The sequence below is a fragment of the Paenibacillus tundrae genome (assembly GCF_030812775.1).
Classification (GTDB): Bacteria; Bacillota; Bacilli; order Paenibacillales; family Paenibacillaceae; genus Paenibacillus; species Paenibacillus tundrae_A.
Window position 1 is genome coordinate 247,642 of the sequence record NZ_JAUSTI010000001.1, and the last position, 12,530, is coordinate 260,171.

General features: G+C 43.9%; 11 protein-coding genes. 8 read left to right on the forward strand and 3 right to left on the reverse strand.

Annotated features, from left to right (window positions below):
• Positions 1-18: 18 nt before the first annotated feature.
• Positions 19-3,120 (reverse strand): penicillin-binding protein 1A, encoded by a 3,102-nt coding sequence (locus J2T19_RS01320; RefSeq protein WP_307212245.1) that lies wholly within the window; start codon positions 3,118-3,120, stop codon positions 19-21.
• Between the two features lie 291 nt (positions 3,121-3,411).
• Here J2T19_RS01320 and J2T19_RS01325 point away from each other — a divergent pair, with 291 nt between their 5' ends.
• Both J2T19_RS01325 and J2T19_RS01330 read left to right on the forward strand, forming a co-directional pair.
• Positions 3,412-3,621 (forward strand): helix-turn-helix transcriptional regulator, encoded by a 210-nt coding sequence (locus J2T19_RS01325; protein ID WP_145045482.1) that lies wholly within the window; start codon positions 3,412-3,414, stop codon positions 3,619-3,621.
• Positions 3,618-4,022 (forward strand): hypothetical protein, encoded by a 405-nt coding sequence (locus J2T19_RS01330; protein ID WP_307212250.1) that lies wholly within the window; start codon positions 3,618-3,620, stop codon positions 4,020-4,022. Before J2T19_RS01325 ends, J2T19_RS01330 begins: the two co-directional genes overlap by 4 nt.
• Before the next feature lie 174 nt (positions 4,023-4,196).
• Here J2T19_RS01330 and rpsD read toward each other — a convergent pair whose 3' ends face one another.
• A complete protein-coding gene (gene rpsD, locus J2T19_RS01335; RefSeq protein ID WP_056696322.1) occupies positions 4,197-4,796 on the reverse strand; it encodes a 30S ribosomal protein S4 in 600 nt (199 codons plus the stop codon).
• Between the two features lie 461 nt (positions 4,797-5,257).
• Here rpsD and J2T19_RS01340 point away from each other — a divergent pair, with 461 nt between their 5' ends.
• From J2T19_RS01340 to J2T19_RS01360, 5 genes are all read left to right on the forward strand, one after another.
• Positions 5,258-7,237, forward strand: coding sequence for a sensor domain-containing diguanylate cyclase (locus J2T19_RS01340; protein ID WP_307212258.1), 1,980 nt, complete (start codon positions 5,258-5,260; stop codon positions 7,235-7,237).
• A gap of 154 nt (positions 7,238-7,391) precedes the next feature.
• A complete protein-coding gene (locus tag J2T19_RS01345; protein ID WP_307212261.1) occupies positions 7,392-8,222 on the forward strand; it encodes a hypothetical protein in 831 nt (276 codons plus the stop codon).
• 267 nt (positions 8,223-8,489) lie between these two features.
• On the forward strand, positions 8,490-9,605 hold the full coding sequence (locus J2T19_RS01350) for an aminopeptidase (RefSeq protein ID WP_145045474.1): 1,116 nt from the start codon (positions 8,490-8,492) through the stop codon (positions 9,603-9,605).
• 96 nt (positions 9,606-9,701) lie between these two features.
• Positions 9,702-9,947: an HPr family phosphocarrier protein gene (locus J2T19_RS01355; protein ID WP_145045472.1), complete on the forward strand. Its 246-nt coding sequence runs from the start codon at positions 9,702-9,704 to the stop codon at positions 9,945-9,947.
• Positions 9,948-10,170: 223 nt separating this feature from the next.
• Positions 10,171-10,464 (forward strand): Fpa/YlaN family protein, encoded by a 294-nt coding sequence (locus J2T19_RS01360; RefSeq protein ID WP_056696331.1) that lies wholly within the window; start codon positions 10,171-10,173, stop codon positions 10,462-10,464.
• 291 nt (positions 10,465-10,755) lie between these two features.
• Here J2T19_RS01360 and cax read toward each other — a convergent pair whose 3' ends face one another.
• Complete coding sequence (gene cax / locus J2T19_RS01365) at positions 10,756-11,826, reverse strand: calcium/proton exchanger (RefSeq protein ID WP_056696334.1); 1,071 nt, start codon at positions 11,824-11,826, stop codon at positions 10,756-10,758.
• A 238-nt stretch (positions 11,827-12,064) separates the two neighbouring features.
• Between cax and J2T19_RS01370 the strand changes: the two genes are divergently transcribed.
• Positions 12,065-12,427, forward strand: a complete 363-nt coding sequence (locus J2T19_RS01370; RefSeq protein WP_056696336.1) for an Asp23/Gls24 family envelope stress response protein — start codon at positions 12,065-12,067, stop codon at positions 12,425-12,427.
• Positions 12,428-12,530 lie beyond the last annotated feature (103 nt).

Sequence of the window (12,530 nt, forward strand, 5' to 3'; positions counted from 1 at the left end):
GATCATATTGATCTAACTTTAAGGTTGATAATGTACCGCTGCTGAAGGTTCAGATTCTCCTGCACTGTTGCTCGCAGAGACTTTAAACCATCCGCTGGTTGTTGCGGGTACACCGAAGTCAAGCGAGGTACGCGAGGTAGAGCCGATTTTGTTGAATGGCGCATTGCCCGTTTCACTGTAATAAACGGAATAGCTCTGTACACCTTCTGCTTCAGCGTTTGATCTCCATTGGATACGAATACCCTGGGATAGAGCTGTAACACTTACCTGACTCGGTGTGCTTGGTGAAGTTGCTGCAGTATCGTCGGATCCTTCGCCAGGCGTGATAATTGTTCCTGGAACATTAATCGGTTCCTTCACTTCTTCCTCTGGTGGCGGCTCTACAACCGCAGCACTAGTAGCAATTGCGCTTGGTGCAGACTCTCTTCCAGCTACATCAACTGCTGTAACGTAGAAGGAGAAGTTACCACCTTGTGCATACGCCGTGAAGGATCGAGATTCCCCGGTAAGGACGACTTGCCCTTGATTCTGGAATCCTCCGCCATTAACAGAACGATACAACCGATATCCAACAACATCACTTTCCGGTGTAGCATTGAATGTAATGATTGCTCTGCCATTTGACATAGACAGTCTTACATTTCCTGGAGCATCAGGAGCTTTACCGTTATCTTGTCGTGGATCAATCTGAGTTGGCATGTCTGAATCTGCATCCTGTGGCAGGTAATAAGCAAGTGACTCATGCCGGCTCATACGAGAGAATGCATTCTGCAACTCTTTAATGAGATCGGAGATTGGTTTTTTACGTTTGATTACAGTTTTTTCTTTCAACATATCGCTAGGCGTTTCATCACGAGGGATGTAGTTCACACCATTGTAAGTGATGTACTTCGCCTTAGCGACGCCATCATCGCTATCTTTAGGAACAAATTTACTGTTAAAAATATCTGTGACAAAGCGGTCTGTCAGAGCCGTAGGCAGTTTGCCGCTATAAGCGGAAACGGTCTTCGTGACTATACCTGATGGCTTCTCGAACTTATCTGTAACAAATAACTCTTTGTCTGAGGCAATGACCTCATTCATAATTTGAGTCCATAATTGCTGTGCTCGTTTGCGCTGAGACTTGGTCTCTAGTGTGTTAACAGGCTGTTTGTATCCAACCCATACACCCAAAGTGACATCTGGGGAGTAACCTTCAAACCAGACATCGGCATAGTTCTGGGTAGAGCCTGTTTTTCCGACAATCGGTACACTCTTCGAGTATTTGTAGCTCTCACGTACTTTATCCGCTGTACCCTCTGTAACAACTGTACGAAGCATGTCAGTCATGAGGTATGCCGTCTGCTCGGAGAACGCCTGAACAGGGGCAGCTTCGTGTTTATATACGATGTTTCCTTTAGAGTCTACAATTTTACTGATCATATATGAATCGTTGTACACACCGTTGTTGGCGATGGCACCATAGGCATTGGTGAGTTCCTCAACGGTTACACCATATTGAAGACCACCGAGAACACCCGTTTGTGCTTGATAGTCGTTTTTCTGAATCGTGGTAATGCCAAGTTTTTGGGCGAAAGCCCAGGCTTTATCAATTCCAACGTCCTCATTAAATAACTTAAGTGCCACGGTATTCAGTGAGTAATTCAGCGCTCTACGAGCAGTGATCAGGCCTTGGTAGCGGTTATTAGCATTCTTCGGAATATGATATCCGCTTGGGCCATTCTTAAGAATAATTGGTGAATCATCCACGATGGAACCTGGCTGAACTAAACCTTCATCCATAGCAGGTAGGTATGCTGCAATTGGTTTCATAGCAGAACCCGGTTGACGCACCATCTGAGTAGCGTAGTTCATCTGCTCATCTTGGAAGCTTCGACCTTCAATCATGCCCAGAATGGCACCAGTCTTATGGTCGATCAACATAGCTGCTGTTTGTTCTTTTCCCTTTTTGGGATCGTCTGCGGCAAAATTACTGTCATTTTCAGCAATGGTACGCATGGTTTTGTATACACTTTTGTTAATGGTGGTATAAATGCGATATCCACCTGTGCGCAATTGCTGCTGAGCCTCTTCCAATAATGCACTGCTATCTTTAGGTGCTGCATCCTTGACTGTAGCATCATCTGTGCCTTTGGTTGTATCTGTATTCAACTGCGTCATCAAGATTTGAGCAGCTTGTCGTTCAGTTTCCATCATAAGATAAGGATAAGTGTTGTAAGCTTTAACCGTTTTGGGAGCGAGAGAGCTCTTGATGTCAAAAGCAAGCGCTTCGTTATATTCGGTTTGATTGATTTTACCCAGTTCTAACATTCGACGTAAAACCAAGTGCTGGCGATTAATTGCGCGCTCAAAATTATCCTCAACAAAATCGCCTTTTCCATTAAAAGCAGAGTATGAAGAGGGGAGCTGTGGTAAGCCAGCAAGGTAAGCAGCCTGAGCCGTATTTATTTTCTCTAGATCATTAATATTGAACAAACCTTTGGCCGCAGCCTTAATGCCATAGACATTATACCCGCTGGAGCCATTACCGAATGGAACCTTGTTCAAGTACGCAGTCATAATTTCGTCCTTTGTCAAGAAACGTTCCAGACGGAGCGAGAGAAGAATTTCTTTTACTTTCCGATCCTCGGTACGATCTAGATTGAGGAATACACGACGCGCTAATTGCTGTGTAAGTGTGCTTCCGCCTGTTTGGACAGACTCTTTAAGCACTTTCTGTTTTACGGCACGAAGTGTACCGTTCATGTCTACACCTTTATGTTCGTAAAAATGATTGTCTTCAATCGAAATAACTGCATCAATAACCTTCTGTGGGATCTGGTCAATGGTGACCGGACGTCTGTCTTCTTCTGTACGTAACTGACCGATTGGACTGCCATCGGCGAAGTAAGCAAAGCCTGTGATGGAGTTTTCGCTGACTTTCTGTTCAATCAGGGCCCTGGAACGGACAGGCTCGTCTTTTACAATGGAACTGACGTATCCCATTAAAGCGCCGCCTACAAATAGTACCCCCATGATTCCCAGGACGACCATCCATTTGACGACACTGCCTAGTCTGCGGATGAAGCTACGTTTGCGGACAGGCTGTTCATCGGGCTTTTTCTTATTAACATCAACCATTCAGTGTCTTCCTCCTTTTAACAGCACTTATTATAGCATAAAAAGGTGGGTTTGCATGCCTGAGAAATACAAGCAATAGTCGAATAATGCCATTATTTTCGAAATTATGTTATTTATTATGCTTGTAAATGTACCATATCATAAGGAGATAAGAATATGGCCGGAGGAGTTACTTTCTATCAGCCTGTTTTAGAGTACGATTTCGGTGTAAAGTTAGCTTGACATTTTGATGAGTGAGGGATATATTTTTTGTAAAGTCAGCTTTACAAATATAGAGAGGACACGAAATCCATGAAGAATAAGATTGAGATCTACCGTCGAGAGCTTAATATGACACAACAGGATCTGGCCGAGAAGGTTAACGTATCACGTCAGACCATTATTTCATTGGAAAGAGGGCGATACAATCCATCGATTATGCTGGCTTATCTTATCGCTCGGGTGTTCAATAAAAGCATTGAGCAGGTCTTTATTTTTGAGGAAGAGGGGGATGTTGAGTGAGGAAGTGGACTTTAGTATCTATTGTGATGTGCGTTGTTGGGTTACTTGTTTTTTCAATTGCCCTTTACCAGAGGTTTGCGTTAAATAATTCTAACCTGTCGTTTGCTATGCCTTTAGGATTTGGGTTACTTGGGTGCTCCATCTTAAATTTCAGTATGTTGGCTATGAACAACAAAGGGGGCAAACGGGTTGTGAACTCGGAGCATGATGAAAGAATAATTTCACATTTTAAATCATCACTTTCCATTGGATTTATAGTCATGATTTTAGTCATAATTACAATCCTTGTAATAGATCAGTTCCGAATTGAATTAGAGGTGTTTGAATCAGCGATTATTATCATGGTGAGTGGTATTTTTTCAGCTGTGACGTATTTTGCATATAAGTTCTTACGTTATTAGATCATCACTTCCTGATCAAAACGGTATCCTTCGCATGTTATTCTGCTGATGGATACGGCATAATTTTCAATATCACCCCTAAATTCTACTTTGCTTAGTCAAAAACATAGATAAACAGCTGCCGAGAAAATCTCGACAGCTGTTTTAAATTGAAACTTAATGTAATCGCAACGATTAACGGTTGTAGAACTCGACGATTTGTTTCTCATCGATTTCTTGGGACAATTCCGAACGCTCAGGCAGACGGATGAATTTACCCTCAACTGCTGTATCATTGAATTCAACGTATGCTGGAAGATGCGTACGGTTTTCCAATGCTTCTTTAACAGAAGACAAACCGCGGCTTCTTTCACGCAAGCTGATTACATCGCCAGTGCTTACTTGGTAAGAAGCGATGTCGACTTTTTTACCGTTTACTGTGATGTGACCATGGGATACCAACTGACGTGCTCCTGCACGGGAGTTAGCAAATCCAAGACGGTAAACGAGGTTGTCAAGGCGGCACTCAAGCAAGAACATGAAGTTTTCACCCGCGATACCTTGCATTTTTTGCGCTCTAGCGAACAGAGTGCGGAATTGTTTTTCGCCCAAACCGTACATGTGACGCAGTTTTTGTTTTTCTTGCAACTGCATACCGTAGTTGCTCATTTTTCTGCGTTGGTTAGCTCCGTGCTGACCTGGAGGGAAAGGACGTTTCAAATCTTTGCCTGTTCCGCTAAGGGAAATGCCGAGGCGACGGCTCAATTTAAATTTAGGACCAGTGTAACGTGCCATGTTTAAAGTAGCTCCTTTTTAGTTAAAGTTCATATAGGGCTCTGTTTGCGCTCCAATTTGTTGATGCGGGCTCAGCCTCGCATAGGACGATCAGGAGAGTTCAGCCGCTGTCCTGAAAGCAACAAAAAGAATGAGGGTGACACAACCGGTAATGCCCAAATTTAAAGACCCATTTAGTAGTCTTCATCAACAATTCATATTACAGTTTAAGAGAAACAAAGTCAAGGTTAAGATAGAAGAAAAAAACGTCTAAATTTGTCGATAGGTCATTAGGCCTAAAATAATGGGACAATTTTCTGAAATATGGATGCAAAAAAGTTGCAAAGAGAGTAAAATAGATTCTATCTTAACTTTAAATAAACTTATGCTGTAAGGTTATCAGACGAATTTGCAGGTTTGCGATAACCTATGCAGATTAATGCATCTATGAGATGCAAAAACGGTGCAAAGGAGCGCCTGACATGTTAGAACATCTAGGAAGTTTGCCAGCCAGTTTGAACTCGCCAAGTTCGGGCAATCCCGCATCTGCTGCATCTCTTCATAACGAGCATGCGCTCTGGATGCAGCAAGTGGATATCACACCTTTTGATTTTTCATATTTGGGGAGTCTGCTACAACAGGCTTTTGCCGATTGGCAGCAACAACGCAGCCCCGCACAAGACCATGCAGCGATGATATTTAATGTATGGAATACTGAAGGCGTTAAGGTGGGAGATCCATATGAGGAAGCCGTAAGTATGGATGTGAGCCTCGCCGTATTAAGATGTCTGGAAACGGGACAAGAACAAACCCTGCGTAGCAGTGATCATCATGGTCAGTTTCATTTGCTTGCCCTTCCTCTATATTCGAGAAGCAATAAGGATATGTTCGCTGTATTCACTGCATTGATCTACGAACCCAATCCATATGAAACGTCAGAAGCCTTGGTTCGATCTGAGGCATCACATTATCGGACTTGTTTTTACCGCAGGTTTGAATATATATTCATGACGGATCTATTACATGCTCATGAGCAAACGGCACGTGAAGAACATCGGAGATCAATACTATTCCAGATTGTTCAACGGATGCACGACAACATGGATGTGGATACGATATTGGATGAAGTGTTTGGTAGTATGGATTATTTGTATCCTACGATGCGAATTACGCTTTTTATGTCTCAGGATCAGAATAGCTCTAATGCCCGGATCAAACCTTTATTGGTTCATGAACGAGGTGAGGACATCTGTGTACGTTCTTTTATGGAAGGACGACTGATTGTTGCTCGATCGATCGATGGGGAGAACAGAATTACTGAGGTGGGGTTACCTCTTAAAGGCAAACAGGGCATATATGGTGTGTTTTACATTGAAATGAATGATGAGCTAATGGAGGAGTCAGACCTGCAATTAATTACGATGATGGCAGATACGGCGGGAACAGCCTTCGAGAATGCGAAATTGCATGAACAATCCAATATGCTTATCCAGGAACTTCGTCTAATTAACGATTTGACACAACGCTTAAATAAAAGTCTTCAACTGATGGAAATTTTTCAATTTGCTGAACAAGAGATGCTAGGTATATTCCAAGCTGAATCATGCTGTATCCTCCAGTTGAATGATAGTACGAATCAATTTGAAGTGATGTCCTCTAACGTTCATCAGCTACGGCGCCAATCATATCCGAACAATTATGGTATTGCCGGTGCGTTGTATCAGTCGGAAGAGCCGCTTATTATGTCTAACTATCGTCAACATGCTTCATTTCCTTCTCAATTTATGGAGCAAACGAAATCGTTATCTCTGATTGCGTCACCAGTTTGGGTGAACGGTGAAGTGAAATGTGTGATCATGCTTGGGCATACTCAGGAGCAATTTTTCTCTTACGATAATTATCGTTTGTTGCAGATGTTAGTGATTCATATGGGACTTGCGCTGACCAATGCAACGCTCCATGCCGAAGTACGACGCTTGGCCAATCTGGACATGCTGACAGGATTATATGTTCGTCATTATCTAGATAACGTTATTCATGAACGGCAGGCGCATGAGTTCTGTGGTTCTCTCATTGTGGTTGACATCGATCAATTCAAGCAAGTGAATGATACATTTGGACACCAAACCGGGGATCAGGTGCTTAAGCAGGTAAGTGATATCGTTGTCAGTTCAGTTCGTCCTGAGGATATATGTGCCCGTTGGGGCGGTGAAGAGTTGGCGATTTATATGCCTCAATTGGGGATACGACAGGCTCTTCAATATGCCGAGACGATACGTCTGCGGGTGTCGGAAGAGACGAGGCCATCGGTGACTGTCTCAAGCGGTATCGCGGAGTGGAGCTGGATGGATGAAAAGGTGAGTGTTGAGTCGCTGTTTTATCGTGCAGATATGGCTCTCTACCAAGCTAAGCACGGAGGACGTAACCGTATCGTATTAGAAGAACAAGAAGTTACACGTTAAGAGAGAACAATTCCGAAGTCGGAGTCGTTCTCTCTTTTTTTATGCGAACAGATTGTGGTCAAACGGTATAAGTCATTAACGGAGGGGTAGCCTATGGAGAACGTTTGACAAAAAGGTGGGGGTAGCCATGTTTAGATATCGGAATATACGCGTAATGTTACTGATTTTGGGCTTGATACTGATCTGCACACCAGGTTGCGGATTTATACAGAAAGATCAAACGCCAGAGGAGATTTTTTCGCTTGCTTTATCCGGACTTGCTGGCAAGGAGAAGCTCAGTTTTGAGGGTCAGGCTGGACTGCGGCGTGAGAGCAACGGCGTGTTTGAAAACCAATTCAAATTTGCAGGCAAATTGGAAGATCATAACCGTCTGACTTTGCAGACCCGGCTTCCCGGCGTAGCCACTTCCGGAGGTGCACAGATGAGCGCTACCTCTGTGCTTTCTGCCGGGCAACCTGGGGGTTTCAGTGCATCCTTTCAGCGGAAGAAGGGGCAATGGATGGCTTTGTCTAATGATCAGGAGCCTTTACGTGGGGCGCTGTCTCGTTATAACCCGATTTCACAGCTAGAGAATATTGATCGTATGAATAAAACGATTAAATCGGAATATGGTGGAGGACGACGCACACAGATTCTGCGTATTGAGCTTAAGCCTGAGGATGCCAAGGTATGGGCTACGACACAATTGGATGCTGAGATGCGTGCTATGCGAGAGGAGTATATGCGCAAGGCAAAAGCAATCGGAGGCACGAATCAGGCGAAGCTTGAGCAGGAGCTAGAGCGGGTATGGAAGCAGGGAGAGGTAACGATGGATAAGATGATGAAGCAAGCTAATGTGCAGACCGTGTACCATCTTACCGTCGATCGCAAAACTAGCTTGCCTCTTCGGCTCTCATCTGAAAGTCAGGTTAGCTATCGGGATATGAATAATAAAAAGAATACAGAAGCTCTCGTTACAGATGTAAACTTTGGAGCTTATGAGTAGACAAGGGCGTGGGTTACAGCTCCATAAGGAGCGGTTTTGCTGAAATTATATTCAAAGTCAGAAACCTTTTCGTAGGCGTACCGGTGGTTCGTTAAGAGAAAGTGACGCAGTGGGGCGGAAAAAGCAGTTAAGAAACCCTAAAGTGTGATATAAGACACGCCCTAGTTACGGGTTGATTGCTGACGGGATCACGGTAGCGTGCTACAATAGTATCGTAATTTACCGTTGTTCAATTATGAATGACACATGACAGGAGGATTATACAAGATGAAAGATCCAAGAATTCAGAAGCTTGCCGCTAACTTGGTCGGTTACTCTGTAGATGTACAACCAGGCGAGAACGTTCTGGTCGAGATGATCGGAAGTGAGCGTGACTTAATCAACGCTGTGGTTGAGGAAGTAGGGAAAAAGGGCGGTAACGTATTTGTGCAGTTGACTGACAGAACGGTACAACGTGCAATGCTCAAGAATGCAACGGAAGAAATGATGAAAACATGGGCAGAGATTGATCTGAACCGGATGAAGCAAATGGATTGTTACATCGGGATTCGTGCGGGCGAGAACGTCAACGATCTGTCCGATGTACCTGAAGAGAAGATGAAAATGTATAATTCATTGTATTCTCATCCTGTACATAGCGAGCAGCGCGTGAAGCACACCAAATGGGTTGTATTGCGCTACCCGAATGCAAGTATGGCACAACTCGCGAACACGAGTACAGAGGCATTTGAAGACTTCTACTTCGATGTATGTAACCTTGATTATGCCAAAATGGATAAAGCACAAGATGCACTGGCTAACCTAATGAACCGTACAGATAAAGTTCGGATTACAGGCCCTGGAACAGACCTCAGCTTCTCCATCAAGGATATCGGTGCTGTGAAGTGCTCTGGTCAAAAAAATATTCCAGACGGAGAAGTGTATAGTGCTCCTGTACGGGATTCCGTTAATGGGACGATCAGCTATAACGCGGCAACACTGTATAATGGTGTTACGTTTGAGAATATTAAGTTCACGTTCAAAGACGGCAAAATTGTTGAGGCGACAAGCAATGATACGGAGCGCCTGAATGATATTTTGGATTCGGATGATGGTGCACGTCATATTGGTGAATTCGCCATTGGATTCAATCCGTACATTCTTCACCCTATGAAAGATATCTTGTTTGATGAAAAAATTGCGGGTAGCTTGCATTTCACACCAGGACAGGCATATGAAGAAACAGATAATGGAAACCGCTCATCCATTCACTGGGATCTGGTATTGATTCAACGTCCAGATTACGGCGGTGGAGAGATTTATTTTGACGATGTACTGATCCGTAAAGACGGTATTTTCGTTATTCCTGAGCTGGAATGCCTGAATCCAGACCGTTTGAAATAGCATCAGTATTTTGCTGTTGCTAGGAAAGCGGATTCACGGTATCATGTAGTGGTAATTAATAGATGATACCAAAAGTGAAAAGACGGAGGGATTCCTATGTCGAGTAATAACGCGGCTGTAGTGGAAATTGCTCAAACAGCAGGCAAGTTTACTTCTTCAATCGTGCTTCATTCAGACAACAAGTATATCGATGTGAAAAGTATCTTGGGATTGTTTACAACACTGATCAGCACTCATAGCTATGAATTGCATGTTCATGGTCCAGATGCCGATGAGGCCAAAGCAGCCATGTCTGATGTGTTTGCTAAGCATGGACTGAATGTAAAGATCGCATCGGAGTAAGACTTATGAGAAGCACCTTCGCCAGTGGTGGCGAAGGTGCTTCTTTTGTATGCTGAGTTGAATCACACGAAAAGCCCTTGCGCTGTATCTGAAATAAGCACTCCCGAACGCACTCACTTTGTTCGGATATTTTGGTCAGGTTCTTGTATTACCTAATGATTTCGTCTAATATTAGAGATAGAACGGCTTTACGCGATTTTTGGGACATAGGGGGGAAAAATGCATGACTTCATCTGATCTGCAGGACCAGCTGAATTTGAAAGCGATCAGTCTTCTTCAAGAAGATGCAGATAAAATACAGAAGCTTATTGAAGTACAGATGGAGAATCTGGCTACCCGCTACTGCCCTCTCTATGAGGAAGTATTGGATACACAGATGTATGGGTTCTCCAAAGAAGTTGATTTTGCTGTTCGTGCAGGTCTCCTTCCAGAAGGTGCTGGTAAGCAGATGGTTAGCGCGCTTGAGCGGAATCTGGCGATTCTATATGAAGCCTTGAACAAAAAGAATGAGCAATAGCCTGCATATGCGCGGGTCAGAATAGAAGGCATGCAGGTTATTGCATGCTTTTTTTGTGTGCTCTTTTTGAATTTCTTCTCGCTAATGTGTGCAGTTCCAGCACGTAGCACGTAATCCGTTGCTCAGTTTGATGCCAAGGGTAGTTAACTAACCGCAGCCTGAGAGCGAAATGGAGCTTCAGGGTGAGTGGATGTAAAAAAGGGTAGCCGGGGTGAAAACATCACCTAGCTACCTTTGTTATGTCTTTATTTTATACATGTAATCTGAGCATCTTATGGTGTTTCGGTTGTTTTACACCAGAAAGAATGACACCCCAAGGATGATATAGACCACAAGTAACAGCAAGCCCTCATACCAGTTCGTTGAACCATCCTGTGTGATCGACTTCGCAATAAACACGGAAACACCGATCGCGACAAGTTCAATGGTGGTAAATACAATATCCATTGTTCTGCCTGTGAAGTAGCTGACAAAAATCAGCACAGGTGCAACAAATAATGCAATTTGCAAGCTACTGCCGACCGCAATCTCTACTGCGGCACCGATTTTGTTTTTCATCGCTAACATAATGGCTGCACTGTGTTCCGCTGCATTACCAATGATGGCAACAAGGAACGCACCGACAAATAGCTCACTCAGTCCAAACCGCTCTGTAAAGACTTCAAGTGTGCCAACTAGCCACTCACTGACAAAGGCCACCATAACCGTTGCCAGTACGAGATAAAGGATCGATTTCTTCTTCGACCATTCAGGTGCATGTTCATGCGGAAGTTCTTCATCCTCGTCTACCGTGACATCGGCAAGATACTTCTTATGTGTGACCATAGAGAACAGCAACCAAGCAATGTAGGCCACAATCAACAGTCCCGCAACAATAAGACTGAGTGTATTTGTGTCTTGTTGAGTGATAGAATGAGTGTTAAGGAACACGGCGGGAATGAATAAAGCGATGATAGCTACAATCATCAAGGAGCCGTTCAGACCTGCAAGCGAAACGTTGTAATTCTGGATTTTGAACTTGAGTCCACCTGCGAAAATGCTCAGTCCTAAAACAAGTAACAGGTTTCCGATAATGGAGCCCGTCAGACTGGCTTTGACCATGTCGAACAATCCTTCTTTAACGAGGAAGATCGCAATAATCAGCTCGGCCGCATTGCCGAAGGTGGCATTCAAAAACCCACCCAGCCGCTGTCCGGCATAGTGGGCAACATTTTCAGTAGCTTTGCCTAAAAAACCAGCGACAAAAATAACCGAAATGGCTGAAATCACAAACTGTAGAATCGAATCCCATTTCATGTAGTGGGCAATCGCGCTGAGTGCAAAAGTAACAATCAGCAGAATGGATGAAATCCGGTTTCTCACACACACACACCTCGGTTACATATTATTTGGTTGGCAACACGTGATCACATGTTGGTCATCATAATCATTCGAATCATGCCAAATCTTGTGAAAAGGTGACGAAATGATTATGAGATTATTTTCATATTTCAATATAACCAAATCATAGTAGGTTGTAAACGCAACTTTTTGAGTTTAATTTGCTTTTTGGGGTGGAAAGGATTTAAAATACGATTAACGAAGTGAAGGAGGATGTGGCATGGCAGAACAACTTCAACTAGATGGCGGTAACATCCGGATTGCTGACGACGTGGTGGCGAAAATTGCCGGAATGGCTGCGCTTGAGACACCCGGGATTGCCGCAATGTCTGGAGGATTGTCAGAGGGCTGGGCCAAGCGTCTCAGCGGTAAAAACGTACAGAAAGGCGTGGGCGTTGAGGTCGGCCAGCTGGAAACAGCCATTGATCTGCGCATCATCGTCCTGTACGAGACACCGATTCATGAAGTTTCCCGCATGCTTCAGCAGAATGTGAGAGAAGCGGTAGAGACCATGACGGGATTACGAGTTGTCGAAGTTAATGTAAAGGTAGAAGGTGTATCTTTCAAAGGCGACGACGTATAAGCTGATCGGCTTCCAGCGTAGAGGGTTCATTCGTAGAGCGTGCGCTCACGGAGTGAAACTCATCCAAAAAAGACTTCCTATCCATGATGGATGGGAAGTCTTT